Genomic DNA, 26992 nt, shown 5'->3' on the forward strand with positions numbered 1-26992 from the left:
TTGATATGAAAATCCTTATTTAGAAAGTTTAACTTCTTTTATTTATGAGCTATTGTTGCCCTGCGGACCCCGAGAAAAAAAAGGAATGGGAAGAGAAAATGCTCCAGGAAGTAGATTTTCTGGACAATGACATTAAAAAAGCCAGTGAAGTATTCAGCGCTCTCGGGCATCCGATAAGACTGAAAATTGCTTATTTTCTATCTCAGCGAGATCACTGTGTTTGTGAACTGATATTTAAATTAAACGAGAGGCAGAACCTGGTCTCTCATCACCTAGCAATTATGAAAAACTGCGGGATCGTCGAAGCCTATAACAGTTCAAAATGGCGGTTCTACAGATTGAAACCTGAATTCGCAAATATTTTGCAGCTTGTAAAACAAATTGAAGCTTGTAAAGCAAGTGCAGGAGAAAAAGAGAATAAAAACATGTAAGCAACGGAATAAAAAACAACAAACAATAGATCCAGTGAAAAATTTCAAAAAATGAATTTAGGGTATAAAAGACTTCAATCCCCACAGCAACAGCAGTAATCCTTGTCTTCCCTGTCCTTTTCAAAAATCTTATCGTATATATTTTCACCATATATGTTCGTCCATCCAATTTGCGACTCTGCAGCAACAAACATGGCAACTGATATGACTTCGGCAATCTCCTCTTTTGTAGCTCCCATAGCAGCAGCCCTCTGGGAATGTACATAGACACAGAACTGACAGCGCATGAGTACCGAAGAAGCAATGGCGATCAACTCTTTTGTTTTGAGGTCAAGGAAACCGTCTTTGAAAATGGAATTTCTCATCTGCCCGAAAGCTTCAGCAGTTTCAGGCAACATTTCGTTTAAAAATGACACTTAAATTCCTCCGGATTGAAATGAAAACGGGATAGGTAAGTTTTAAACATATATACCAAGTAACACACGAGAAAAAATTATACAGTTGTAGTAATACGAAGAAGTTACTCCAGGACGTTACACAGATGTTAAACAATAGTCGGTACTCAAACCATTAGCCCCAAAATAGGTTCAAGAAACCTTTGAGGGGTCACCGCCCAGGTTTTCTGCACAAAGTAGTGTTCCAGCGCATTTCATTGCCGCGAGATTCGGGCTTGTGCGTGTACAGGAGATCTTCATCATCTTCCTGTTCATCCATTTCAGAACTTGAGCCTCCTTTTTCAAGAAGTTTGCCTTCTGGTAAAGTACTCTTTTCATCTTCCATTAACTGCCTCCTTAACTCGATAAGTTATTAATCCTTAATGAATTTCTGCGTATAAATATTGAAGATAAGACCTTAAAAACCCGTGGATAGGTATCAAAAATAATTGATGTCGGAAAATATCAGGAAAAATGTGGAAGTTAAAAAGAGAAGGCAGATTTATCTCATGCCCCCACAGTCTTTCAAACCTGCTGCCGGCATGCAGGAAAGGTCCATCCCATAGGGATATCAGCTTCCAATTTACCTGTTTTATCGCAAATCCTGTTTTCAAGCCGGCCTTCAATATTAAAACCGAGCTTCTTATAGAATTCAATAGCCCTTTTATTGCTTTCCCTTACGAGAAGTTCGACCCTCATTACCTCGGAGTGCTTTGATATCGTTTCCTGCAAAAGGGTCCCTAAGAGAAGTTTACCTATCCCTTTTCCCTGATAATCAGGGCGCACAACAATTGTCAGGTCGCTGAAGATATGAGCAAAGACCTTTATTCCGGGCTTATAGGTATGGACCTCTGCGATGAGAATTTCGGGATTTTCGGGGTCCTCAATTGCCAGAATAATACCCGATTCAAGACTTTTTTCAATGAAACTTCTTACATATGCTTCTGTAACTTCATCGGCTTCTCTCGCGATTCCACCGGAACGGGATGCAACAGTCCTGTAAAGGACCACAATTTTGTGCAGATCCGAAGTTTCACCTCCCCTGACAACGTATTTTAGTTCCATTTTGTTCCGCACCCAATTTTAAGAAAAAGTCATGTGCAAGTATTAAAGTATATCCATATTCCTGAGACATCAAAAAGTAAAAGGTAGAACCAGGTTGGATAAAGTAGAAAGGTTATTATTATCAGAGGATGAAAATAAAGACGTAACAGGAGATGAACCCGGCAGATGAATTCATTTTCTTTTAATTCCGGAACTGAAACTAACTATGACAAGCAGTGGGCTTTTGAGGTTGCGTATTTTATCCAGCAAACAGGCACAACCCTGCAGAATTTGGGAAATCTTCTGAACGCCAGGGACTATGTTGAAGCCCGGATACTGGCTACAGAGATGAAACAGAGAGCAGAATACGAAAAAACCCTCCAGCCGGATTTCAGGACTTCGGACTATTTTGTACAGGCTCGCAGGTTGTTTAACAGCTTTCTGGATGAGTGCGTAAATTTTGCCGAGCTCCTGAGGATTACAACCATTCAGGAAGAAACAGGGTGTGAAGAACTGCTGGACAAGCCAGAGCAGATCCGAAACTCCATTGACAGACTGAACATTTTAAAGGAAATGTTGACAGACGAGCTCCATATAAAAGGCTGGTACTGAGTAAGCCTTGACCTGTGAAAATTAATACGTTAAAATACAACATCTTTTCAATTCTGAACACAAAGCTTTCAATATCGGCTTTTTCCCGGATATTGCGTGTATTCCGTAAGTTTCCTGACTGAAGGGTAGCAAAAGATTATATACAGGGAATGGGTGTAGTGAATATCCACAGGAGTAAAAGACCGCGGTCTAATTACTCATTTGCCTGTCTCACAGGGAAAAATTCAAAATTGTCCGGAACTTATCCAAGAAAGCCATTTTTTTGCTGTATAAGTTTATGCAAATTAATTCGGATTTCCCTGATTTTTAGGCAACTTGCGCATCCCGGGGAGATTAACCATTTGTACGGCGTGTTTACCTGTTTTTAGCGGTATCATGTACCGGTTTTGAGAAGTGGGCTTTTCCATAAAAGAACTGCCGGGCATGCGGCAGATAGCATGTAAATAACAGCTTTACAATCTGTAAAGCCTGTAAAAAATAATTGTAAATTCTAGAGTGAGTACATGGAAAAATTAGCAAAATTTAAGGCACTTGGGCTCTCGGACAGTACATTGGAAGCCCTCAAAAAGAAAGGTTTTGAAGAACCAACACCGATTCAGGAAAAAGTCATCCCTCTTTTTTTGAAAGGAGAATCTGACATTATAGGGCAGGCTCAGACAGGAACAGGAAAAACAACCGCTTTCGGAGCCCCCATTATAGAGAAGATCCCTGAAAAATCAGGGCATGTTCAGGCAATAATCCTGACCCCAACAAGAGAACTTGCAATTCAGGTTTCAGAAGAGCTCAATTCCATAAAAGGAAACAAAAAACTTTATATTGTACCTATTTACGGCGGACAGTCCATGAACCAGCAACTCCGCATACTGAAGAGCGGAGTGGATATCGTTGTAGGGACACCCGGAAGGATCATCGACCATCTGGGAAGAAAAAGCCTCAACCTCGGAAATATCAAATATTTCGTACTTGACGAAGCTGACGAAATGCTGAACATGGGCTTCATTGACGATATAAAGGAAATCTTAAAGGCAACAGGCCCTGATAAAAGAATGCTTTTCTTTTCAGCTACAATGCCAAAGCCAATCCTTGGGATCGTCAAGAAGTACATGCAGAACTACGAGCATGTTACAGTTGAGAAAGAGGACCTTGCAACAAAGTTGACCGAACAGATCTACTTCGAAGTTAAGGAAAACGACAAGTTTGAAGCTCTCAGCAGAATCATCGATATAGAAGACGAATTCTATGGGCTCGTTTTCTGCCGGACAAAGACTGACACCGGCCAGCTTGCCCAGAAACTCAGCGACAGAGGCTATGCAGCCGATGCCCTGCATGGAGACCTCTCCCAGCAAGAACGTGAAAAAATCCTGAATAAGTTCAGGAAGCAGAAGATAAATATTCTTGTCGCAACCGATGTTGCAGCAAGAGGCATTGATATCATGGATCTGACCCATGTCATTAACTATTCCCTGCCCCAGGACCCTGAGTCTTATGTGCACAGGATAGGAAGGACCGGAAGGGCGGGCAAACAGGGAACTGCTATCACCTTTGTTACATCCACAGAGTTCAGGCGGCTCACTTACATAAAAAAGACCTCAAAGTCCGAAATGAAGAAAGGCCGCATCCCCGAAATAAAAGATGTAATTAAAGCCAAAAGGGCGAGAGTAAAAGACGAACTCGAAGAGACCATAAAGACAGAAGAATACGGGGACTGCCTTGAAATGAGTGAAAGACTCCTTGAGGAATACCCTGCGGAGAAAATCCTAGCTGCCCTCTTAAAGTACACGTTCAAAGAAAAGTTCGACGAAAGCATGTATACGGAAATTTCCAACACCAGTTCTTATGTCGACAGGAAAGGCAAAACCAGACTCTTCATAGCCATGGGAAAATCCGATGGTATGAGCCCGGAAAAACTTTCATACTTTATTCAGGAAGAACTTGGTGACAGCGAACTTAAAGTAAGGGATGCAGAGATTTTCCCTCATTTCTCCTTTGTAACCCTGCCCTTTGCCCAGGCTGAAGCTCTGCTCGAAATCTTTAAAAACAAAAGAAGAGGCAGAAAACCCTTTGTGGAACTTGCTCAGAAATCAAAGGGAAGGAGTCAAAAAGGTTCTAACAAAGGATACAGCAATGACAGGCCAAGAAATCCCAGCAGACCAAGAAATACGAAAAAATGAACTTCCATTTTTAAACTTATTTTAAACTTATTCTTTTTTCTTATTTTTTAAAATTAGAATGTTTGGAATAATATTAACCTATTACCAGAAACAACCTGAAGAAGATTTTAGGAGAAACTACCTGTTTTTCAGAAAAGTTATCTCATAAAAATATAAATCTCATAAAAATATAAATCACGTAAAAATATAAAATGGATATCAATCTGTTTCTCTTCATAATTTATTTATCAAAAACCCTAAATATTTTGGGTATTCAACCGAAATAAATCTCCAAGTTGAGTTATAAGCCAAGGAGGAAAATTACTCTATTCAAGATTTATTCCGGCTGAAGTTCTATGCTTATTCACTTCTTCTTCCGAACAATTAATCTCATACGATCGTTCTGGACAGCCTATTCCAATGTAACTGCAGGAATGCCTGCCCTTCTCATTAATCAAACACTTTGAACCCATACTGCTCATTTCAAAGGCTGACCAGTAAACATCTAAACATGCAGTTTACCCGTTGAGGATTCCATAGCCACTGAGATATATTATTCTTAGCCTTTCGATCTCTAAATAGAAAGTAATCTTTAGGTAGTTTAAATAGAAAAACATCATAATTCCTCCCCTGGAACACTGTTCTTTCTTGTTTAAAGCCATTCCCAAAGAGCTGATCTCGAACCTGTGTTTTATTATAATGATAAGGTTTTTCAGGTTATTTTTCATCATCCGAAACCTGACTGATTCTCCAAACTCCAAGATTCAAAGAGCAAATTGTGAGTTTTGAGATAAGCTCTTAAACTGACACTGACCCCAATTTTCAATGATATACCGGTTCTCTTCTCCAACCCCCCATTCCACTTTATACTCCCAGACACCTGTTCCTGAACTATAGTAGGCATCAAACAATTGCAGAGATATCTAGCTAAAAAGCTTAAGGGCTTTATGGAATATATATTCCAGATCTAGAAACTTTGCATTTGACGTACGACTATATTTTTGATACTCTATTCATTATTAAGCCTGGAAGCTATAACATTAATTCCCAGGCGAGTATCAATATACAGGTAGATTATGAATTTATATAAAATGTAAAGAACGACTGTTCCTTACAAATGATAGTGTCATAATATTTATAAACAGAAGATATTAAAATCGAAAACAACTATGCAGCCAATACGTTTGGTTTATCTCATAAAATTACTTCAATTTTTCCCCATAAAACCCTCCAATAATTTACAATATAGAAAAAGAATTGTACAATGTAATAAAAGAATTACACAAATCCCAAAAATTAATGCTTTTTGATGCAATTCCAAATTTTATGCAAGTCATTTTGCATATATTTGAAAGAGTAAATTAAAACAGTAAAATCCATTAGGTAAGTAAAAACGGCAGTTGAATAGAGGAAATATTTAAGAAATATAAAAACAGTAAAAAAGAAATAGTTATGGACTTCTTTTGAAAAGATAAAGTTACCTGAAAAGCAGGCAACTTCACACTATTTATTTTAGATATTTTATCAGTATTGTTGCTAATTAAAAGCAATAGATGAGTTTCAAGAAAGTTGCCTCGTAGCAATATACGATATTTGAATATACAAGACTGAAGAACATTTCAGTTCCCTCCGCTCTTTTCCAGTATTTTGTTCATCCCTCGTTATACACGGCCTTCTGCAATCGGAATATAAGGAAATTGCTAATAAACAATTTTCCAGATACTCCCAATAGCTCAGCAGGGCCCCCTAGCAGGGCCCTCCTAATAGCTCAGCAGAGTCCTCTTTATAGCTCAGTTAGCACCAGTAACAGAGTTTTAAGAAAGTTGACTCGTAGGAATATACGATATTTGAATATACAAGACTGAAGAACATTTCAGTTCCCTCCGCTCTTTTCCAGTATTTTGTTCATCCCCGTTATACACGGCCTTCTGCAATCGGAATATAGGAAAAGTGCTAATACACAATTTTCCAGATACTCTCAATAGCCCGGCAGAGTCCTCCTTACAGCTCAGTTAGCACCAGCTGTAACAGAGTTTTAAGAAAGTTGCCTCGTAGCAATATACGATATTGGAATATACAAGACTGAAGAACATTTTCATTACCTCTTTTATTTCTGTAATTATCCAGATTTCATCGTTCTTATCGTCCTCATGATAGATTGAACCAAGAATTCAATCTAACAATTGCGATTACCAGCCGAAGAGCATGCTGAGATCAAAGCCGAAAGCAAACGTAAAAAACGTGCCTAGATCAAATCCAAAAATCATGTTTGTTCCCTCCGAATTTCATATTTTTACCAAACCGATACATGTGTACTTGCCTTTGAGCACACTTCCTTGAAACATTTGTTTGTAATCCCCTTTATCAAGCCCCCAAAGCTTGATACACTGTCAGCCACTTAGAGAGATTATTAAGGATAATTTCCTTTCTCCTTGGGAATTACAGTTCCAATTTTTATCTGGCAGTGGCTATATTTAGCTATATATAACAAATTATATAAGTTGAATAGAATTACATATCCTTACGAATAATAGTTCTTAAAGATTTAGAGGGAAGTATATTCATAACATAGGATATATTTTTGATACTGTTATATGTTTGAATATTTCACTATAGTTTTGATTCTAATCTAAATATTTAAATGCGTTCCCTGATCCAAAGAGGAACTTTTTGGAACTGATTGGTTTAGAAACTGTGGTTTTCCGTCAAAAATACAATTTATTTATGAGAGAAATAGCAGTTTAAAATAACAGAGATAGGTCTCAGGATGAGAACACAAATTTTCTTCAAAAGCCACATACTTTCATAGAAAAGTTCAATCTTCAATAAATATTGTCAAAATTATGCTTTTTTTGTACGTTTGATGTTTGCAAAAATTGTATTTGAAACCAAATAGAATCCCCAAAGTTAAAAACAGTGTATCAAGTGTTTATTTTCAAAGTTCACATATAAACGTCCGACTAGAAAATCAAAAATCGACCACGGCCAGACTTTGCGGGAGAACTTTAAAAAAAAGTTAAGAGAGCATAGATTAAAATGGATTTTCTTACATAAGAGTAAAAACAATTGAGATAATTCAAAGTGATATTTTCTGATCATATCTCAATAAAATTGGGGGGGATGCGAACATAAATAAGAATAGTTTACCTGAGGGCAGGTTAACTGAGGATAGGTTAACTGAGGATAGGTTAACTGTTGTCGAGGTTTCCAATGTCATGAAAAATTACTTGCTTGGAGACATGGAAGTTCCGGTACTCTCAGGTATTAACCTGAAAATCGAAAAGGGAGAATTCCTGGCGATTATGGGCCCATCAGGTTCGGGAAAAAGTACACTTATGAATCTGATAGGCTGCCTTGACCGGCCAACAGAAGGACGGATCCTTATAAGGGGAAGGGATCTGCGCAGAATGTCAGATGAAGAACTTGCCCAAATACGGGGGCTTGAGATAGGGTTCGTTTTTCAGACTTTCAACCTTGTTCCTCGCCTGACAGCTATCGAGAATGTTTTACTTCCTACTTTTGCAAATTCAAGGAGCACCAATCCACGAAAACGTGCAGAGGAACTACTGCAACTTATGGGGTTACGGGACCGCATTCACCACAGGCCGGGAGAGCTTTCCGGAGGCCAATCTCAGAGGGTCTCAATTGCAAGAGCACTCATCAATAATCCTTCCATTCTCCTTGCGGATGAACCGACCGGGAACCTGGATTCGAAAACGGGTTCTGAGATCCTTCAGATATTCATGGATTTGAACCATGAGGGAAGAACAGTAGTAATAGTCACACATGACCCTGAGATTGCAAAATATGCTGACAGGGTTGTCCTGGTAAAAGATGGGGAAATTAGATATAATTAAGGTGGGGAATACATGAAATTGATTAAAGCGCATATTATTGCAGCTTTTTTTTCTGTACTTGTAATAGCCTCCGTTTTTGCAGCTCCGGCTTCCGCAGCTGTAGGGAGTGCAAACTTGAAAGTAACGATCGTTGAAACAAATCCTTATCCTGCGAAGATAGGGGAATACCTGACCCTGACAGTACAGGTCGAAAACGTCGGAGGGGACAAAGCCGATGACGTTGACATAGAAATAGTCCCTGAGTATCCGTTCAGTCTGGATTCCACGGCAAATGCCGTGCAGAACATTGGAGCACTCAATCCTGGCAGAACTGCTACAAAGGAGTTCTATCTGTATGTGGATAAAAACGCCCAGAAAGGAACTCGTTCAATTGATATTCGCGCCAGGACCGGAAAGGACAAACCCTGGAGTGAGAAAACTATTGACATAAGGATAGGGACTGAGACCTTTGAAAGCAAAGGGACAGTTGAACTTGCAGAATTTGTTACTTCTCCTGAAGTCTTTATGCCCGGAGATAGAGGTACAATTACAGTAACCCTTAAGAATACAGCTACCGCAACTACAGTTACTATCGATGACAAGGACTACGATACCAATGCCAGAATACAGGCTGCGACTTTGAAACCTCTATCTGATGGAATAACGAATCTGGAAGCTCCATATTATGAAATGGGTCTTGTGGGCCCGGGAGACAGTATCCAACTGACCTTCAATGTTAAGGTAGAAGAGGATGCCAGTGAAGGAACTCACAATCTTGAACTTGCAATCGAGGGCAACTCTTATGACTACAGTTGCCGGAAGAACATTCCACTTAAAGTGGACTCCTCAAATATAAAAGTCATTCCTTCAAAGCCGCTCCAGATGGTGGACGGGCAAGCAACCGTAGAATTTGACGTAGCAAATACCCACCCCAACGAGCTTAACTCTGTCAGCATAAAGCCTGAAGCCGAAGGTGTAAAGTTTTATCCTGCCGAATATTTCATCGGGCCCATGGATTCTGATGAACTTTTCACAATAGAGTTTGACGCAACGGTAGACGATTCCTCGGATGTCGATACTTCAGAACCCATAAACATGAATGTAACTGCAACCTATAACAATGGGATTAACAGGCACGAAAATGTCGCAGGCAACCTGAAACTTGAACCTGGTTTCATGCCTACTGAGACAAATTCTACAGTTGCAATTGCAGGAGGAGTTATTGCAGTCTTTATCCCTGCAGCCTTCCTGGTATATAAAAAGAAAAAACAATAAGCAGATGAGATTTGCTAAATATCATATTTGCGGGGGAAAAATATGATACAATTTGTACAGGCTGCTCGTATTGCTTCCGGGAGTATAAGCAGCTCCAAACTTCGGTCTGCACTCACAACTCTCGGAATTGTGATAGGGGTTGCAGCAGTAATCATAAATGCATCTCTTGGAGCTAGCTTTAACCAATTTTTTACCGATGAGGTCACCTCTGTTGGCTCAAATTTTATAATTGCATATAGCGACCAGCCTAACATATTTTATGACAGTGAGCTTGAAATGATTAAAAATACTCCGGGAATTTCCGGAGTTTCTCCCAGGAAAACAGTGTCTGGAGAAATTAGCTATCTTTCGGATACTAAAAGCGTGAGCATTGTGGGAGTAAATGGGGACTTTCAGGAAATTCAGGGAATTAAGATGGAAGAAGGAAGTTTCCTGACTGATAAGGATATTTACTCTGCCGTTCTTGGGTATGACCTTGCAAAAGAGGAATTTGGCAGGAGTATCTCAGATCGAAGCACTGTGGATATTGCATTCCGACAGGAAGATGGCACCCTTATAGAAAAAAGCTTCAAAGTTAAAGGGGTTCTGGAAGATTCAAAAGAAACTATTCTCAGCGGAGACGGCAGTACAGACATGGTAGTTTATATCCCTATTTCAGTCATGAATGAGATGACCGGAGAAGAAGACTATGGGGTCCTCTTTGCAATGGCCGAAAGCTCTGAAAATATAGGCACTGTTTCGGATGAAGTGGATAAAAGGCTTGCCCGGAACTTCGGAATTCCTCAGAGGGATATCGGGAATGACGACGCAAAGCCCTATACCATAATTGACCAGGTAGATGTCCTTGAAGAGACCGGAGCACTGGGAGATGCCTTAAGTTCATTCCTGCTTGTCCTTGCTTTAGTCTCACTATTCGTGGGTTCGATAGGGATCATGAATATCATGCTCGTAACAGTTACCGAACGCACGAGAGAAATAGGGATAATGAAGTCCGTAGGGTATAGCAGTTCCAATATTCAATCCCTTTTTTTGCTTGAATCAGTGATGGTAAGCGTCTTTGGGGGCCTGATGGGAACCGCAATCGGGGGGTTCGGAGCCTACATTATTGAAGAAGCCCTCAAACTTCCACCGGTATTTCCTTTCAAGCTGATTGAAATCGGAATTATGGTTTCGGTTCTTGTAGGTGTGGGAGCAGGACTGTATCCCGCAAGGAAAGCCGCAAACATGAATCCTGTGGATGCTTTAAGATATGAGTAAAGGGCTTTGTTCAAAGAAATGACCTTAGATCTTCATATTTTCTTTTTTTTAGCATCCTTTAAATTTTCATAGTCCAGTTGTTCTGATGCCAGTTTTTGTATCCCAATTTTTCTTTCAAGATTTTTTCCAGCTCTTTAGCTTTTTTTATCATATCAACTAACACAAAATAAGGAAATAGAAATGTTCATACTCACCATAAAGCCCCACTCAAACATGGAAGCAGAACTAAAAAAGAATGAAAACCCTAAAAAACTGGATGTTGAGAACTAATTCTTTTGCAGATTTTAGATTATAAAAATAAATAGATAACAAACATTTTAAAGCTTGAAACCAAGAAATATTGATATTGTGTAGCATTCAGTGGAATAGTATACATAAAGAATAATATATTTAAAATTAGAACAATGGCAAAGTGGACATGAAAACTGAAATACTCGATCATGAAGTTTCTTCTCCCGAAAATACAAATCCGAAAGCAGGCAGAAGTAATGGAAATGAAGAAAAAATGCCCCAGGAAGAAAGCTTGCTCGCCTCTGATGAAACTCCAGATAGAGGAAACTCAGATGAAGAGCGCATTAAGTGCGAACTACCCCGTTCCAGTCGCCCGGAAAGAGATGTAGGAGGAGGAAATCCCCACAAAGGAACCCCGATAATAGAGGTAATCAATGTAAAAAAGAGTTATACTCTGGGAGATATGGAAGTCCCAATTCTCCATGAAATCAACCTTACAGTATGGGAAGGAGAGTTTCTTGCTATAATGGGCCCCTCAGGTTCAGGAAAAAGTACCCTTATGAACCTTATAGGTTTTCTTGACAGACCTACGGAAGGGAAGATCGTAATTAAAGGGCTTGATATCAATACATTATCCGATAAGGAAGTTGCCAGGCTAAGGGGGCTTGAAATAGGCTTTGTATTCCAGACATTCAACCTGATCCCAAGGCTTACAGCTCTTGAAAATGTAGAATTGCCGACCTACGCCAACACAAGAGAAGGAGTGGATACGCGTAAGAGGGCAAAAGACCTTCTTAAAATGGTAGGGCTTGAGGACCGAATGCACCACAGGCCAGGGGAACTTTCGGGAGGACAATCGCAAAGAGTGGCAATTGCCAGAGCTCTGATCAATGACCCTGCAATCCTCCTTGCGGATGAACCTACAGGAAACCTTGACTCAAAAACAGGCTGCGAAATTCTCAGCATGTTTACCGGACTTAATGAAGGTGGCAGGACTATCGTAATGATTACGCATGACCCTGAGATTGCAAAATATGCTGACAGAATAGTACTCGTAAAAGACGGAATAGTCCAGAATAATTCGGAATAAACCGGAATAATTCTGAACAGACCAGAATGATTGGGAAAATGAGCTGGAATTATCTTGAAATAAATCAGATAATTCATGATTCTACATAATACCCCGACAGGATGCTCAGAATAATCCAGAGTAATCCAGAACACCCTGAACAATTAAGTTTCTAAATTTAATCAATCAGGATGGATAAAAATGAGAGGACAAAAAATCCCAATTACTTTTATTGTTATATTCATGCTTTTAGTTTCATTTATTTTTGCAGCCCCGGCTTCCGCGGCGACTGCAAGTGCAAACCTGAAAGTTACAATAGTTGAAACAAACCCTTACCCTGCTAAAATAGGGCAGTATCTGGACCTGACAGTCCAGGTAGAAAACGTAGGTAGAGAACGAGCAGAAGATGTTGATATAGAAATAGTCCCCGAGTATCCATTTTCCCTTGATACCGAGGAAAACGCAGTGCAGAATATAGGAGCTCTTGCTCCCGACAAATTTGCATCCAAAGAGTTTCACCTTTTCGTGGACAAGAACGCTCAGAAAGGGGTCAGGACAATTGACATCCGGACAAGGATCGATAAATCAAACCCCTGGAGTGAAAAAACTGTTGATATAAGGATAGGGACTGAGACCTTTGACAGCAAAGGAACCGTTGAGCTTGCGGAAATCGTTTATTCTCCCGAAGTCTTTATGCCTGGAGATAGGGGTACTGTTACGGTAACTCTAAAAAATACAGCTACCACACCCACAGTTACCATCGATGGAAGCGACTACGATACCAATGCCAGAATCCAGGCTGCAGTTTTGAGGCCTCTGTCTGAAGAAGTAATTGTGCTTGACGCACCCTATGAAGAGATGGGGCTTCTTGGTCCGGGAGACAGCATCAAACTAACATTTAACGTTATGGTTTCCGAGGACGCAAATGAGGGGACACACAACCTTGAACTTGCAATTGAAGGCAATTCTTTTGACTACAACAGCCGGAAGAATATTCCGCTTGAAGTTGACTCTTCGAATGTAAAGGTCATCCCTTCAAAGCCACTTAAACTGGTAAACGGCGAAGCTACCCTCGAGTTAGATGTAGCAAACACCCACCCCAATGAGCTTAACTCTGTCAGTATAAAACCTGAAGCTGAAGATGTAAATTTTTATCCCGCCGAATATTTCATCGGGCCCATGGATGCTGATGAACTTTTCACAATAGAGTTTGATGCTATAGCAGATCCGGCTTCGGAAAACATAGTAGGGGACTCTGAACCGATAAACCTCAGCCTTTCTGCAAGTTACAGCAACGGCATAAACAAACACGAAAACCTGGTAAGCAATCTTCGCATTCAGCAGATTGAGGAAAAGGGAGGCAGTTCAGGCCTGATTGTAACTGGTATCCTGCTTGTCGCCCTTGTTGCCGGAGGAGGAATTATTTACAGAAAAAGGCAACAGAAAAACAAATAAACATGCTGAAGAACCCGGGAGTACAGGCAGCACCAACTGCACTCTACCTTTACAGCCATGGTTCTTTTTGCAGGATTTTTTAATTTCAGCTTGGTTTATTAAGTAGCTGGGATTCCAAATATAAATATGATTTTCTGATTTCCAGCTTGATTTTTCCTGGTTTTCAATTTAATTTCTGGATTTCAATTCCCGGTTTCAGGGAGTAAAGTCCTTTTTTTTCAATTTTTTCCCTTTAAGTGAAGGGTTATTCTTTTTCGGTTTATTCTCCGGAAGAGGGGTATTTTCCTATTCTGCCGGAAGGGTAAAGGTAAATGTGCTTCCTTTTCCGACCTCCGAATCAACCCAGACCTTCCCGCCGTGAAGATCTACGAAGTTCCTGACAATATATAACCCCAGACCTGCACCCCCGTACCCGCGGGCTGCGGAAGAATCGGCCTGTGTAAAGGGCATAAATATCTTTTCGTGGCTATCCTTTGAAAGTCCTATTCCGGTATCCGAAACCTTGACCTCAAGAACCCCTTCTTTTTTGCAAGCGCTGATGATAACCTTTCCTTTAGCTGGAGTGAACTTTATGGCATTACTGACCAGATTGTACAGGATCTGCCTGAGCTTTGTGATATCAGCCCGAACATTTCCCACAGAAAGATCTATATTCAGCTCAACAGTTATCCTCTTAACCGAAGCAGGCGAGAGGAGACTCATTCTCACTTCCCCTATGAGGCTTGCAATGTCCACATCCTCATATTTGAGGGTCTTTTCCCCGGCTTCAAGCCTTGAGATGTCAAGCAGGTTGTTAATAATTTCCAGCAGATTTTTTCCGCTAATCAGGATGTTGTTAACATACTTTGACTGCTTTGTATTCAAGGGTCCGAAAGCTCCTTCCAGCAGCAGGTCAGAAAAGCCTATTACCGAATTGAGAGGAGTCCGAAGCTCATGGCTCATATTCATAATGAAATTGTTTTTTGCCCTGTTTGTGGCTTCAGCATCTTTTTTTGCCTCCAGGAGAGTGATTTCCAGCTCTTGTCGTCCAGTTACATCGCAGGTATTCACCAGGTATTCCCACTTGCCCTTTCTGTTAACCAGAACACCTTTTTCCTCCACCAGCTCAAGAAGTGCGCTGCCTGATAATTCTTCAAGCGGGAAAGTGCAAAGGAATGTGAAGTTTTTTCCATTACCCTGACTGATATCTTCGAGGATATTTTCTAACCCTCCAAAGCAGGTTTTGAAGGAGTTTTCGATCCCTTTAACATCGAGATTCGTTCTGAACCCGGAAAAGCCTTCAGAAAGGGATTTCCCGATCCCCTCTTCCAGAAGTTCTTTTACTGCAGATTCAAACAGAAGGTTACTTTCAGAAAGTGTGCCTGCCGGCATAATCTCCAGATGAGATGAAGTGATATATTTCCTTACATCTACTCCTTCTTTTTCAAGTTCTTTTTTTGCATTTTCAGCTGCCAGCGAATCCGGGACTATCCAGAGGCAGAACTCTCCCCTTTCAATTCCTTGTTTGAAATAGGCAACAAGCAGTTCTGTCAGTTCATCGATATCGCTATATACGGCAGAGAGCTGGGCACTCTGTGGAATGCTTGAAAAAAGTTCGGGGTGTTTGTCAGTATTTTTTATCAGAATATTCCCCCTCCGTGTGTTGTGTAATAGTGCACCTTTCAGCGCACATTCAGGATTTTGAATGGGGTATCAAGCATAGGTTTTAGAGCTATAAATGACAACTTTCAGCACCTTAAATCCGATTTAAAGTGCCTGGAAAATATATCTAAAATTTTTAAAGTGAAATTTCATTTTTGTCTATTATTTCATCTTAACTTTCAATATTTCATACATATGCTTATATTTTCTATCATATAACATTAGCATATATAAGAAATGTTCTAATTTTCAATGTTAGAAAGTTCACCAGGTTTTTAACCCTTCTGTCACATCAGAGTACTCTGGAATAAAGTACCCATAGACATATATATTTTCTTCCGAAAATAAGCTATTATTTTTTTCCAACAATGGGATATTATATTTGTACATTGATATTTACTTGGGTATATTGGAACATTAATAGCTTTCAGGATATATTTACACATTAATCCCTGCTGAATTTTCTTGTTGCAGTAGCTCTCATCTCCCTGCTTATGGATTCGATAGGGATAATGAACATAATGCTTGTTACGAGTACTGAACGCACCAGAGGAATAGGGTTCATGAAAGCCCTTGGACTACCTTTCCTGTATCCCGGTTACGTCTTCGAGATAGAGGTTTTCGTTGCAGCCATGGCATAGGAGTTGCAGCTGGAGTTTATCCGGCAAAAAAAGCGGCCAAACTGGCTCCTGTGGATGCGTTGAGACATGAGTGAAAACAAACCTTGAAGAATTAGATTTTGTAGTTGGATTTAAAATTTGAACAGAGAGTTCGAGTAGAGAGTTTGAATAAAGAGTTCGAATAGAGAGCTTGAATAGAGAGTTCAGGAATTTCCCTTTTCAGTGTATTTTACTCCTTTCATTTTGTTTCTTTTAGTGGAGTAGATTTTTACTCAAACGTTTTTTGCCCTCATCCGTAAAGGCATTTATATCCTGGGAAATTATATTTAATATATAACTGCAAAAACCGGAATACTAATTACAGATCGGGAGAATACGCGTAGAAAATACATTTCTTAACTTGTTCTTCCGCAGCTTCGGAAAGGACATTCTATAAGGAGGATTCAAATAAGCGGATTCAAATTTTTGCTTATGAAGCTTTGTGGAGGATGAAAGAGTGGAAACCGGAGAGAAAAAAGCCATTGGAGCCAGGAATTTCCTTTATCCTATGCCCACTACCCTTGTGGGAGCCGATGTAAAAAGAAAGCCAAACTACCTTACAGTTGCTTTTTGCGGAATCGTTCAGGCAAGTCCTCCGATGATTGCAGTTACCCTGGGAAAAATGCACTATACAAATGAAGGAATCAGAGAAAACAATTGCTTCAGCGTAAATATCCCTTCCAGATATATGGTTGAAATTACGGATTACTGTGGCATAGTCTCCGGGAAAAAGACAGACAAATCCTACATCTTCAAAACTTTCTACGGAAAGCTTGAAAAAGCTCCAATGATCCGGGAATGCCCTGTAAACCTCGAATGTCGGCTCGTGGATACCCTGGACTTCGGCGGGACTAACGAGGTTTTCATCGGCGAGATTGTGGAGAGTTATGCAGAAGATCAATATCTCTGTAATGGAATCCCCGATATAGAAAAAATCGAACCGATCGTCTTTTCCATGTACGATAATAACTACTGGGGAATCGGGGAGCATCTGGGCAGAGCCTGGTGTGTGGGAAAAAAATTCAGTGAAAACACTAATGATAACAAAAACGAGAATAATAGTTAGAAAGAAAGCTCTCTTTGCAGCTGCCGATAAAGGATTTGGGGAATAATTTTGAATTTTGGGCCGGGAGAAAACGGCTCACAAGTTTGACTTTTCCGAGGGAAACAGGGGGTTGTTATATGAAAGTGACAGTGTTCAGCGGGAGCCATAAGGGCAGGGAAGGAAACACCCTCATTATGGTTGAGGAGTTTCTGAAAGGAGCAGAAGAAGCCGGAGCGGAAACTGAGAATATTATCCTTTTCGAAAAGAAAATCAGGTACTGCACGGGAAAATTTGAGTGCTGGCTAAAAACTCCCGGGGAGTGTATCATTCGAGACGATATGGACGATCTGCGTGCCAGATTTATGGCCTCGGATATCGTAGTCTTTGCATTCCCTGTGTATTTTGATAATGTTCCTTCTGTAATGAAAGTTTTCATAGATAGGCTTTTACCTCTTCTTCTGCCTCACTTTGAGGAGGACGAACAGGGCAAATACAGGCATTCCAAACGTTATGAAAAGTATCCGAAATTCGTTGTGATTTCAAATGCCGGGCTGCCCGGGCAGACAAATTTCGAGGTAGTAAGTCTTTATTTCAAGCGGCTGGCAAGAACTTTTCACACCGAACTGATTGCAGAGATCTACAGGGGAGAAGGGGAAATTTTCAGGGGCCAGAAAAACATCATGCTAAAACCTTTGATTGGCAAATACAAAAAATTGCTCCGATCTGCCGGAAAAGAGATTGTTGAAACCCAAACAGTTTCTGAAAAAACAATAAAAGATATGGAGAAACCAATCGTTCCTCCAAGCCTGTACATAAAATTCGGAAATGAGGAGTGGGATCGACTTAGAAGCGAATATCAGAAATAAGAAAAAGAAAAGAAGTGAAAAGAAGAACAAAATAAAAGAAGTGAGGAAATAAGGAAAGAAAAGGCAAAAGACAGTAAGAAAAAAGAAAAATAAGAAGAAAGGAGCTCGGAGTAGAACCTCTAAATTTACTGGGTTTCCGGCTTGCCTTCGACAAGGTCTTCCAGGCTGTGTTCCATGTAAGGGGCATTGCTCCTGTTGATCAGCTCCTGGCAGACTTCAGCAGGCTTTGCATCCATTACAAGAGCCCCGTTTTCGATCAATACCGCTCTGTGGGCAACTTCCCGGACGAAGTCCATGTGGTGGCTCACAAGTACAATGGTCGTGCCAAAACGTTCATTGATCCTTTTTAAGGAATTTGTTACGTCCCTGAGAGTTACAGGGTCGAGGTCCCCGAAAGGTTCGTCAAGCATAAGGTATTCGGGAGATGTTGCAAGGCTCAGGGCAATAAAAGCCCTGACGTGTTCTCCTCCACTTATCTGGTAAGGAGTTTTATCAAGGACTTCCATCGGCAGGTCAAGGGCTTCGAAGACCGGCCTTGCGTAGGCATCGACATCAGTTACCGGAATAGCCGGGAAAAGTTCGAAGTAAACCGTGTCATTGAGGTTCAGTTCCCTGAGTGCGGTAGTCTTTTCTTCTTCAGGCATATCGGGAAGACGGTAGATAGTATCCAGAGTCTCATCCAAAAGCCCCATTTCCCTGGCTTTATTTCTCGCGTATTCAATTGCACCCTGTTTTTTCATGCTCAGTCTGAAGCGGATCTGTTCCCGGACAGTGGAATTTACGGACATTGAGAATTCCTGGTTCATAATGCTCATAATCCGCCTGAGTTCCATGCGCTTTTTGCTGTACTCGGTAACATCCACCCAGTCCCCGTTGCATAAATACTCGACTGATCCGCTTTTTGGCTTGACAAGCCCTTCCATCAACTTCATAATGGTTGTCTTTCCGGCTCCTGAAGGCCCGATAAATGCCAGAATCTCTCCCCTGTCAACATCCAGAGAGAAATCTTTGATGTTGAGGACTTCCCCCATCCGGATAATGGAATAGCGCTTGGAGATGTCCCTTACCTTAATGCAGGTTTCCCTAGTTTCGGGTTCGGAAAGCTCTTTCCTTGGTTTCATGTCATGAAGGAAGTTTTTAAGAACCAGGGCAGGTTCACCATCAGCTGCGATTTTTCCGCTTTCGAGGAAGATAAGCCGGTCTGCAAGATAGGCATGGATTTCAGGGAGGTGGGAGACCACTATGATCGGGATATTCAGTTTTTCTTTCAGGCTCTTTATGACATCAAGGACCTCCTGCTTGGTATCCGGCCCTGTCATTGTTACGGGCTCATCCAGGAGGAGGACTTTCGGCTTTGCGGCAAGCTGTCTTGCCATTACAACTCTCTGCTTTTCTCCCCCGCTGAGGAGATTGGTCGAGTGGAGAGCTTTGTGTTCCAGCCCTACAAGCTTCATGTACTCCATCGCCTCGGCAAAGAGTTCGTCATACTCCTGATTCTCGTTGTGAGGAAGGGCTTCATGCCCTACACGAAGGTAATTCAGTTTCCTTATGATGTTTTCTATTGCAGGGCCGTTCCATAGTCCGAAATTTCGCTGGAGGTGTATTGCAGTTACACTTTTCAGGAGCAGCTCTCCTTCAAGTCCCGATTCAGGAGTTACAGTTTCTCCATCAATTTCCACGGTTCCTTCATCAAAAGGCTCAACCCCCCGGATAATACGGAGAAGAGTCGATTTCCCGCTTCCGCTTCGACCTGTGATTCCGAGAATCTCTCCGTCCTCCACCATGAGGTCGATATGATCCAAAACCCTTCTTTTTTCGGAACGTACCTCATAATCCTTTACCAGATTGGAAATCCTGAGCATAATCATACCTCTTAGTGTTAATTGCAAGCTGACACCGGAACCTCGACAGGTTCTACAGGCCTTGATAGTCTTTCTTCCATTGAAAATTTGCCTTTCCCGAACCTTTGCATTTTTCAGATCCCTTTGTGTCAGTATAATATATTTACATTAATAAGAACATGACACTAAAATAGGAGCAAGTATTTCCTTTAAAACTATTTATTACAATCGACTGCCCGGAAATTGCCAACCGGACAGGTTGTAAATCTTAAGTATAAAGATAGTTTCCAAAATAAAAAGCTTGGGAAAAGAAAAGCCTATCGAAAAAAGCTGTTTGAGAGGAAAGTATAATCTGGAGCAGGGCGGAGCAATGGAGTAGGACGGGGGAACAGGATATAAGCCATTTAATGGTAACCAATAGTGGACAACCATCCCCAGAACCATAGGAAACAAGATAGAAAATAAAGATAGAAACGAGATAGAAAATAAAGATAGGGGTTTACAGCCCTGCTCTCTCAACCATCAAGTCTGCAATCTGTCTTGCGTCTTTGAAAGGGAAGTCTTTATCAGTAACCAGACTTTTCGCTTCAGCTGCAGTAACCTCAACATCCCCTATCATGCATGTAGTGTCCAGCCCCTCGGGTAAAGCGGCAATTAATTCCTCCAGAGAATTGATTGGAAATTTTGCGCCTTTGAGGATTTCAAGAATCTGTTCATGAACTTCTTCTCTGACTCCCATATTTTTCCTCCTAATCTGTCCTTTTTTCCTTATGCTTATTAATTGTTCTAAGAAACCATTTTCCATAATCTCTTATGAAAGGCAATTCATGCGTCATCGGTTAAGGAATTTTCTTGCCTGAAAGCTATCGATTTTGCGCCAGAAGCGGCCTTAAATTTTGGCCTTTTTACATGGAATCGATACTCAGTTCCAACCTCCAATCTGGAAAAATGTTTGATAACTGTTGTGGGAATGGAGGCAATTTGTCATGATTCATCACTTAACCGAAGACGTATGAAAGGCAATTATTAGATTCGTACCAGAAATAAAATATCTCCTTCAACATCCTCTCTAAAATGAAATATCCTCTACTTTTTGCCCGAAATTTGTGGAAACAGGTTCAGAGCAGAGAGACGGCTTATGCTCTCAAAGACGAATTGAAAAAATAGAAATTTAAAAAGAACAGTTGAATTAAGAATTTCCTACAGGACTTTTAAAAGCAGGCAGCACACCTATATTTAAGACAGGAATTTAGCTTTTTATGGCTGATACGATCTCAGCCACCTTAGCCGTTACATCCTTTACTTCTTCAACAATCGTACCGGTGACGATCATGTCAGCACCTGCAGAAGCACAGAGCTTTGCAGTTATTGCATCTCTGATCCCGCCGCCAACAATCAGTTTATTTTCTCCGAGTACGTGTTTGACAGCCCCTATCATTTCAGGAGATATAGGCGCATCGGCTCCAGATCCTGCTTCCAGGTAAGTATAATGCATGCCGAGGTATTTGCCTGCAAGGGCATAGACCGCAGCAATATCAGGTTTTTTCCTGGGAATCAGTTTTGCATCCCCTATCCATCCAACGGTACCTCCGGGCTCGACCACAAGGTATGCCATGGAGATAGGTTCTATCTGGCTTCTGTATACAAGCGGAGCTCCAAGCACCTGGTTTGTGATCACATATCCCAGATCTCTGGAATTCAGGAGGCTCATGAAAAATACAGCATCTGCATAGCTACTGAGCCCGGCTGAACTTCCCGGAAAAAGGATAGTGGGGACATTTACCTTTTCTTTAATCTTTATTACAGTCTCATCTAATATGGTTCCCGACGCCCCGGTTGAGCCCCCTATCATGATGGCATCAGTGCCTCCTTCAACTGCTGCAAGAGCGATCTCAACAGCTCTTTCAGGGGTCTGGGAAGCCGGGTCAATAAGAGTAAGATGAACTTTTCCGTCCTGTTCAATAATCTTCTGAAGGTGTGCTTCCACCTGCAAAAAAGATCATGCTCCCTTGGATTCCTTGGATTTCACACGAAGAGTACCATAGCCGCATTTTCTGCAACGGGTTGCCCTGACAGCATTTCTCGCATTACACTTCATGCATATTTTTTTGTTTAATAACCTTTCTTCAGCTTCTGGAAAACGAGCCATTTTTGTCACCTGCTATTATTTTTTATTATTGATGCGGTATATAGCCCGCTAAAAGGATGTTAAGGCATATAATGTTTTTCATCAAAAAATTACGCTACCTGCCAGTTTGCAACCTTTTCTGCTCTTCTCTTTCACATGGCAGGATGTGTTCCAATCCGGCAGACTCAAAATTTATTTATTGGTCCTGTTGTTTATGCCGTATCCTGCAGGCTGGAAACTCCGGCTGCGGAACAGTAATGAGGTTGTACTTATTAACAGCAGTGATATTGATAATACTGGCAGTTCCGAGAATTAATGAAACATTAAGCTAACCGGTAGCATGTTCAGGAGAGGTTTGAAAACGAACTTACTACCAAAATTCCATACCGCCAGGAATCATTTAAGGCTAAGGATAATTTAACCTAAAGGATAATTTAGGTTGAGGGTATTCAGGAAAAAAACCTGAATTAAAACTATTAAAAAACTAAGACCAATTAAGGTTTAAAGGTAGACCCGGGATAAAATAAAATTCCCGATTCCAGGAAAGTGATCGATGTGGCAATTCATCCGATAGAATACCGGTACGGTACAGCAGAAATGAAATACGTATGGAGTCAGGAAAACAGACTAGCTAAGATCTTGCAGACCGAGGCAGCTCTTGCCCTGGCAGAAGCGGATATGGGACTTATCCCGGCAGAAGCGGCTGAGATTATCTCCGAATGCGTGACCTCCGTAAAAGCGGAAAGAGTTGACGAAATCGAAGACGAGATCCACCACGATATGATGGCTGTTGTTGTTGCGATTTCTGAGAAGTGCAGGGAAGATGCAGGAAAGTGGGTCCATTTCGGGGCAACTTCAAACGATATCCTTGATACGGCAACCGCACTCCAGATAAAGGACGCAATCGGCCTTCTGGAAGACAAACTCAAAGTCCTGCTAAGGGTGCTGGTAAACCAGGCAGAAGCCCATAAGAACACTGTTTGCTGCGGGAGGACACACGGGCAGGTAGGCGTCCCTACAACGTACGGGCTCCGTTTTGCAATCTGGGCTTCCGAGATTTCAAGGCACCTTGACCGCCTTTACGAGCTGACTCCGAGAGCTACTGTGGGGCAGATGACAGGGGCTGTCGGGACTCAGGCTGCTTTTGGGAAGTCCGGAATCCTGATCCAGAAACTTACAATGCAGCACCTCGGAATCGGGACTGTGGACGTCTCAAACCAGATAATCCAGAGGGACAGGCATGCAGAGTTTGTTATGTGGATGGCAAATACTGTTACGACTATGGACAAGATTGGCATCGAAATCAGGACTCTGCAGCGCAGTGAAATTGCCGAGATAGAGGAAAGCTTCGGGAAAAAGCAGGTGGGTTCGTCTACCATGCCTCACAAGCGAAACCCGATCAAGTCCGAGCAGATCTGCGGGCTTGCAAGGATCGTAAGAGCAATGGTTGAGCCTGAACTCCTTAACAACACCCTCTGGGACGAGCGGGACCTTACAAATTCTTCCTGTGAAAGGGTCGTCTTCCCGGAAACCTGCGTGCTTACGGATCATATCCTTAAACTTGGAGCCAGTGTGCTTGGGGATCTCAGGTTCTATCCCGAAAATATCCGCAGGAACCTGGACCTTCTAAGAGGCCTGAACATGGGTGAAGCTGTAATGATCGAACTTGCAAAAAGAGGTGTAGGCAGGCAGGAAGCCCATGAGCTTGTCAGGACTTCGGCTATGGAAGCCCATGACACGGGGAAGCACTTCAAACAGGTACTTCTTGATACTCCTTCCGTTTCAAGGTACCTGAGTGCAGAAGATATTGAAAACCTCGTAAACCCCGATAAGTATATAGGAACAGCTGTGGAACAGGTCGAAACGCTAGTTGTAAAACTTCGTGAAGCTTATTCCCTCTGACCTCTTCCTCTCTTTTTTCCTTTTTTCCGGGCCAGAAGAAGCTAAATTCAGAAGCGTAGAAATGAAAATGATTGAAAAAATCCGGAAAAACGACTAATTACCCGGCAAAATTTATAATCATGAGAAAATATAAATATATATATCTGAGAAATCCAATCTTTATTAGAGAACTACATCAACAGTTTCATCCGAATTGGGTGATTGAGGCATCTAAAAACAGGCGTTGCGTAACTAAAAATCTATTTAGGCTAGATGTGGTAGATGCTTTACGGTGTGAAAATGGATTAGATGCCTCATTTACTCCTACGTAAAGGTTATTTATAAAATTTGTGCTAGTTAGCTTTCAGATTTTTTCAAAGAATTCATTCTCCCATTCCTTCTTTTCAAGATTGATCTCAAAGTTTGTATCCAGGCTGCCCGTCAGCTAAAATCTCATTATTTAGATACAATTCAATGAGATGTAAAGTAAGGATCTTGTAGATATGCGTATATTATCGTATGAACGCTATTCCTGAGAACTATTCCGGTGGCACTACTCCTTAAGCGGTAGTCCTAATGCATCCTATAATTGATACCCCTGATGTCCCGACCTGAATGAAAAGAAAATGGAGGAGAAAATATTAAGAAGAGATATGAAAGTAAGAAGAGATATGAAAGCTTTTGAGTTTACAGGAGCTTTAATGCTTAATTAAGTGCAAAACTCACTTTTTCTGCGGAATGAATTTACAAACTCAATTTTTATTTTAAAAAATAAATATAAAAATTTATATAGGATAGTTCATTATCCAGATAGCGTTGCTTTATGTGGTATTGAGGCATCTAAAAAACTATGTTGCGTAACTTAAAAATCTGTTTGGGCTAGATGTGGTAGATGATTTCGGTGTGAAAGTGGATTAGATGCCTCAATAATTTCATAGGATTAAGTTATTTATATAATTTGTGTTTATTCTGTGCACAACCATCCAAAACTCCTATTTTGTTAAGAAGTAAGGATTCATTATTACATGGGATTTGCAGACAAGATTACATGGGATTTGCAGACAAAAAATTCTTTCGCGTTTTTACAGTCTAATTTGATATTTGAGTAAAGTGTGTTTCCAATTGTTTGCCAACCTGGCTACAGTTTACCGTTTAATTTCAAGACAACCTGAAAATACATCCGCAAATTCACTGTCAGAACTTCTCCTTTCCGAGAATATGAAAGCTTTTTAATTTTTGCCGACTGCGAACAGTCATTATTCCAGACATTTTTGAGATTTACAAACCAAAGTTGCACTGGCCCACTCAGCAGCAAGCTAGAGGGATATTAAACTTAAATAACCAGAGTAATGCTGAACGTTACTTTTAAAGATCATCATATAGATCCGCACATTGGCATTACTCTGTATAGCGATATCCCATGAGAGATTCCCCTATGAGAGATCCCGGAACAGAAGAAGCTTTTTATATCAGAAGGACTGGGTTCCTGACCGCGGCACCCGGATTCTCTTATTCCTGTTCAGGTTTAAAGACCTCCAGATTCGCCCAGTTGAATTTTTCAGGCGGGCAGGCCCTGATACATTTCTGGCAGTGGGCACCTTCACAGAGGTCGGTGCTTATCATAATCCTGCTTTCTTCGTCAATTGTAATGGCATCGTTAGGGCAGACTTTTATGCATTTCTTGCACTCGGGGCAGTCAACAACCATGGTCATATAGGTTCCGACTCTTTCGAGTACATGCAGACCTTCTTCCCCAAGGACAGGGATATCCCTTTCCACACGCTTATCCACCACAGGGTTGTCTATGGGATCATCAAGTGACGGGAGACTCTTCTTTTTAAGGTATTTTTTAAACATCTTAAAGGGCATTCCCTCTTCCCAGTATGCAAGTTCCAGAACGTAGGCGTCCCGGAATTCCGGGGCAGTTGCAAACATTATGTGAGTGCCTATAATCTGGCTTGCAATGTCCTGAAGTTCCCACAACCTTCCTTCCGAAAGCAGGATTTCCCTCGCGACAGCAAGAGAGGTGTTCCCGAGCTGAGCAATGTTCCCTGTAGAGTAAGGGATCAGGCCAATTTTCTGGGCTTTTTTCGCATCCATATATGTTCCGGCAGCACCTGCCATATATGCTGCATCAATATCTGTAAGCTCTATACCTGCAGTAGCACAAAGCGTAATATGCCCTGCCCGGATTGCACCAATAGCTTTTCCAGCTTCTTTCAAATCCCTTTCCGAAAAAGTTATTTTGTTCTGCAGGTGAATTAGTTCGTCCGGAGTTTTGATTTTCGGGAGCACAACCAGATCGTGACCCAGAGCTTTTTCGAGAAGGGCAATAACTCCAGTACCTGTAATTCCTTTTGCATTGATCTGCCCTGCTTCAAGAATTTCTCCGGTTTTAGGGTCTACGAGATCTCCGGGATCGGGCTTCATCTCTTCGTTTAATACATAATTCCTCAAGGCCCCGTCCTCGAATTCAAAATCCGAAATTGCAAAAGGAGAGGCAAGGGTCCCATTCTTTATCTGCTGCCCTTCAAGAGCAGGCCCTGCAGCTGCTGAACCAGTGTATATAATATCTTTTACCTTGAGCGCCATTTCGGCGTTTGTCCCGTAATCAGTTGCAATCGAAACCTGGTCGCTGTCAAGCATGCCCGACTTAATAATAAGAGCAAGGGCATCGGCTCCGACTTCATGTTTAATTGCAGGCGGGACTACAACTTCACAATTAAATTCTTCAAGCCCTGGAATTTCACTGCTTGGTACGATTCTTGCATTCCTTTTCTGTTCCTCTATATGGTACTTCTTTTTCTTCCGTTCCCCCGCATAAGCCAGGTCTTCAATGCTTATCCCCTGAAAAATGGATAGCTGGATAGGGTTTCCGCAGACTGAAAGCCTATCAAGCTCGCCACTTTGAACATCAAGGGCTTGAAACAGGTTCTTTACCGCATTCACGGAAAGCCCATGCGCAAGATCCTGCCCGTAGTGGATTGCGAAGTCCATGTGATCCATCACATTCGCTCCGGGTAGGGGATTTCTCAATGTTATAACTGTTCTCTTAATTTCCTGGGTATTAAGGTCAATCTTCTGAGCCCTATACCCGCTCGTTCCCAGGTCAATTGCAACTCCATATCTCATACAAA

21 protein-coding genes and 1 pseudogene are annotated in these 26992 nt (G+C 41.4%); 12 read left to right on the forward strand and 10 right to left on the reverse strand.

All coding sequences use genetic code 11. From position 1 onward, the window contains the following. The first annotated feature begins 44 nt into the window (after window positions 1-44). A complete protein-coding gene (locus MSSIT_RS17380; RefSeq protein WP_052721709.1) occupies window positions 45-431 on the forward strand; it encodes an ArsR/SmtB family transcription factor in 387 nt (128 codons plus the stop codon). A 74-nt stretch (window positions 432-505) separates the two neighbouring features. Here the strand turns inward: MSSIT_RS17380 and MSSIT_RS17385 are convergent, their stop codons facing one another. The 3 genes from MSSIT_RS17385 to MSSIT_RS17390 all read right to left on the reverse strand — a co-directional run bounded on the left by MSSIT_RS17385 (window position 506) and on the right by MSSIT_RS17390 (window position 1930). Then, window positions 506-847: a carboxymuconolactone decarboxylase family protein gene (locus tag MSSIT_RS17385; RefSeq protein ID WP_048173766.1), complete on the reverse strand. Its 342-nt coding sequence runs from the start codon at window positions 845-847 to the stop codon at window positions 506-508. 190 nt (window positions 848-1037) lie between these two features. Then, window positions 1038-1211, reverse strand: coding sequence for a hypothetical protein (locus MSSIT_RS23700; RefSeq protein WP_156157491.1), 174 nt, complete (start codon window positions 1209-1211; stop codon window positions 1038-1040). A 179-nt stretch (window positions 1212-1390) separates the two neighbouring features. Continuing rightward, window positions 1391-1930, reverse strand: a complete 540-nt coding sequence (locus MSSIT_RS17390) for a GNAT family N-acetyltransferase (RefSeq protein ID WP_048173767.1) — start codon at window positions 1928-1930, stop codon at window positions 1391-1393. A gap of 165 nt (window positions 1931-2095) precedes the next feature. On the opposite strand from MSSIT_RS17390, the gene MSSIT_RS17395 reads away from it, so the two are divergent. Together MSSIT_RS17395 and MSSIT_RS17400 are read left to right on the forward strand one after the other, a co-directional pair. Next, window positions 2096-2521 (forward strand): hypothetical protein, encoded by a 426-nt coding sequence (locus tag MSSIT_RS17395; protein WP_048173768.1) that lies wholly within the window; start codon window positions 2096-2098, stop codon window positions 2519-2521. Window positions 2522-3024: 503 nt separating this feature from the next. Then, a complete protein-coding gene (locus MSSIT_RS17400; protein ID WP_048173769.1) occupies window positions 3025-4692 on the forward strand; it encodes a DEAD/DEAH box helicase in 1668 nt (555 codons plus the stop codon). A 497-nt stretch (window positions 4693-5189) separates the two neighbouring features. On the opposite strand, the gene MSSIT_RS17405 is transcribed toward MSSIT_RS17400, so the two are convergent. Then, window positions 5190-5432 (reverse strand): hypothetical protein, encoded by a 243-nt coding sequence (locus MSSIT_RS17405; protein WP_148705919.1) that lies wholly within the window; start codon window positions 5430-5432, stop codon window positions 5190-5192. Between the two features lie 2454 nt (window positions 5433-7886). Here MSSIT_RS17405 and MSSIT_RS17410 point away from each other — a divergent pair. The 5 genes from MSSIT_RS17410 to MSSIT_RS17430 all read left to right on the forward strand — a co-directional run bounded on the left by MSSIT_RS17410 (window position 7887) and on the right by MSSIT_RS17430 (window position 13794). Continuing rightward, window positions 7887-8528: an ABC transporter ATP-binding protein gene (locus MSSIT_RS17410; RefSeq protein ID WP_048173771.1), complete on the forward strand. Its 642-nt coding sequence runs from the start codon at window positions 7887-7889 to the stop codon at window positions 8526-8528. Window positions 8529-8540: 12 nt separating this feature from the next. Continuing rightward, complete coding sequence (locus MSSIT_RS17415; RefSeq protein ID WP_048173772.1) at window positions 8541-9782, forward strand: COG1361 S-layer family protein; 1242 nt, start codon at window positions 8541-8543, stop codon at window positions 9780-9782. Between the two features lie 42 nt (window positions 9783-9824). Then, window positions 9825-11039, forward strand: a complete 1215-nt coding sequence (locus MSSIT_RS17420) for an ABC transporter permease (RefSeq protein WP_048173773.1) — start codon at window positions 9825-9827, stop codon at window positions 11037-11039. A gap of 694 nt (window positions 11040-11733) precedes the next feature. Continuing rightward, a complete protein-coding gene (locus MSSIT_RS17425) occupies window positions 11734-12360 on the forward strand; it encodes an ABC transporter ATP-binding protein (protein ID WP_269430835.1) in 627 nt (208 codons plus the stop codon). Between the two features lie 222 nt (window positions 12361-12582). Beyond that, window positions 12583-13794 (forward strand): COG1361 S-layer family protein, encoded by a 1212-nt coding sequence (locus tag MSSIT_RS17430; protein ID WP_197080296.1) that lies wholly within the window; start codon window positions 12583-12585, stop codon window positions 13792-13794. Window positions 13795-14079: 285 nt separating this feature from the next. Here the strand turns inward: MSSIT_RS17430 and MSSIT_RS17435 are convergent, their stop codons facing one another. Next, window positions 14080-15459: an ATP-binding protein gene (locus MSSIT_RS17435; protein WP_394296918.1), complete on the reverse strand. Its 1380-nt coding sequence runs from the start codon at window positions 15457-15459 to the stop codon at window positions 14080-14082. A 425-nt stretch (window positions 15460-15884) separates the two neighbouring features. Here MSSIT_RS17435 and MSSIT_RS25785 point away from each other — a divergent pair. From MSSIT_RS25785 to MSSIT_RS17445, 3 genes and pseudogenes are all read left to right on the forward strand, one after another. Beyond that, window positions 15885-16150 (forward strand): annotated as a pseudogene (locus MSSIT_RS25785) (ABC transporter permease); the annotation flags it as partial. A gap of 401 nt (window positions 16151-16551) precedes the next feature. Continuing rightward, a complete protein-coding gene (locus MSSIT_RS17440; RefSeq protein ID WP_082089163.1) occupies window positions 16552-17160 on the forward strand; it encodes a flavin reductase family protein in 609 nt (202 codons plus the stop codon). 116 nt (window positions 17161-17276) lie between these two features. Beyond that, window positions 17277-18005, forward strand: coding sequence for a flavodoxin family protein (locus MSSIT_RS17445; protein ID WP_048173777.1), 729 nt, complete (start codon window positions 17277-17279; stop codon window positions 18003-18005). A 125-nt stretch (window positions 18006-18130) separates the two neighbouring features. Here the strand turns inward: MSSIT_RS17445 and MSSIT_RS17450 are convergent, their stop codons facing one another. The 4 genes from MSSIT_RS17450 to MSSIT_RS22595 form a co-directional block, all read right to left on the reverse strand. Further along, complete coding sequence (locus tag MSSIT_RS17450; protein WP_048173778.1) at window positions 18131-19867, reverse strand: ABC transporter ATP-binding protein; 1737 nt, start codon at window positions 19865-19867, stop codon at window positions 18131-18133. Window positions 19868-20345: 478 nt separating this feature from the next. After that, window positions 20346-20585 (reverse strand): MTH865 family protein, encoded by a 240-nt coding sequence (locus MSSIT_RS17455; RefSeq protein WP_048173779.1) that lies wholly within the window; start codon window positions 20583-20585, stop codon window positions 20346-20348. A 510-nt stretch (window positions 20586-21095) separates the two neighbouring features. After that, the gene (locus tag MSSIT_RS17460) at window positions 21096-21839 is read right to left on the reverse strand and encodes a geranylgeranylglyceryl/heptaprenylglyceryl phosphate synthase (protein WP_048173780.1); all 744 of its coding nucleotides are present in this window, start codon (window positions 21837-21839) and stop codon (window positions 21096-21098) included. Window positions 21840-21845: 6 nt separating this feature from the next. Beyond that, window positions 21846-21995, reverse strand: a complete 150-nt coding sequence (locus MSSIT_RS22595; RefSeq protein WP_048184753.1) for a 50S ribosomal protein L40e — start codon at window positions 21993-21995, stop codon at window positions 21846-21848. Between the two features lie 534 nt (window positions 21996-22529). Between MSSIT_RS22595 and purB the strand changes: the two genes are divergently transcribed. After that, window positions 22530-23876 (forward strand): adenylosuccinate lyase, encoded by a 1347-nt coding sequence (gene purB, locus MSSIT_RS17465; protein WP_048173781.1) that lies wholly within the window; start codon window positions 22530-22532, stop codon window positions 23874-23876. A 1488-nt stretch (window positions 23877-25364) separates the two neighbouring features. Here the strand turns inward: purB and MSSIT_RS17470 are convergent. Next, window positions 25365-26987 (reverse strand): methylamine methyltransferase corrinoid protein reductive activase, encoded by a 1623-nt coding sequence (locus tag MSSIT_RS17470; RefSeq protein ID WP_048173782.1) that lies wholly within the window; start codon window positions 26985-26987, stop codon window positions 25365-25367. Window positions 26988-26992: the final 5 nt, after the last annotated feature.

The sequence above is a fragment of the Methanosarcina siciliae T4/M genome, from assembly GCF_000970085.1.
GTDB lineage: Archaea > Halobacteriota > Methanosarcinia > Methanosarcinales > Methanosarcinaceae > Methanosarcina > Methanosarcina siciliae.

What these genes read in the sequence shown, in the direction of transcription:
- MSSIT_RS17380 (WP_052721709.1), top strand. Translation starts at nt 45, where the DNA reads ATGAGCTATTGTTGCCCTGCGGACCCCGAGAAAAAAAAGGAATGGGAA.
- MSSIT_RS23700 (WP_156157491.1), bottom strand. Translation starts at nt 1,211, where the DNA reads ATGGAAGATGAAAAGAGTACTTTACCAGAAGGCAAACTTCTTGAAAAA.
- MSSIT_RS17390 (WP_048173767.1), bottom strand. Translation starts at nt 1,930, where the DNA reads ATGGAACTAAAATACGTTGTCAGGGGAGGTGAAACTTCGGATCTGCAC.
- MSSIT_RS17395 (WP_048173768.1), top strand. Translation starts at nt 2,096, where the DNA reads ATGAATTCATTTTCTTTTAATTCCGGAACTGAAACTAACTATGACAAG.
- MSSIT_RS17400 (WP_048173769.1), top strand. Translation starts at nt 3,025, where the DNA reads ATGGAAAAATTAGCAAAATTTAAGGCACTTGGGCTCTCGGACAGTACA.
- MSSIT_RS17410 (WP_048173771.1), top strand. Translation starts at nt 7,887, where the DNA reads ATGAAAAATTACTTGCTTGGAGACATGGAAGTTCCGGTACTCTCAGGT.
- MSSIT_RS17415 (WP_048173772.1), top strand. Translation starts at nt 8,541, where the DNA reads ATGAAATTGATTAAAGCGCATATTATTGCAGCTTTTTTTTCTGTACTT.
- MSSIT_RS17420 (WP_048173773.1), top strand. Translation starts at nt 9,825, where the DNA reads ATGATACAATTTGTACAGGCTGCTCGTATTGCTTCCGGGAGTATAAGC.
- MSSIT_RS17425 (WP_269430835.1), top strand. Translation starts at nt 11,734, where the DNA reads ATGGAAGTCCCAATTCTCCATGAAATCAACCTTACAGTATGGGAAGGA.
- MSSIT_RS17430 (WP_197080296.1), top strand. Translation starts at nt 12,583, where the DNA reads ATGCTTTTAGTTTCATTTATTTTTGCAGCCCCGGCTTCCGCGGCGACT.
- MSSIT_RS17445 (WP_048173777.1), top strand. Translation starts at nt 17,277, where the DNA reads ATGAAAGTGACAGTGTTCAGCGGGAGCCATAAGGGCAGGGAAGGAAAC.
- MSSIT_RS17450 (WP_048173778.1), bottom strand. Translation starts at nt 19,867, where the DNA reads ATGCTCAGGATTTCCAATCTGGTAAAGGATTATGAGGTACGTTCCGAA.
- MSSIT_RS17455 (WP_048173779.1), bottom strand. Translation starts at nt 20,585, where the DNA reads ATGGGAGTCAGAGAAGAAGTTCATGAACAGATTCTTGAAATCCTCAAA.
- MSSIT_RS22595 (WP_048184753.1), bottom strand. Translation starts at nt 21,995, where the DNA reads ATGGCTCGTTTTCCAGAAGCTGAAGAAAGGTTATTAAACAAAAAAATA.
- MSSIT_RS17470 (WP_048173782.1), bottom strand. Translation starts at nt 26,987, where the DNA reads ATGAGATATGGAGTTGCAATTGACCTGGGAACGAGCGGGTATAGGGCT.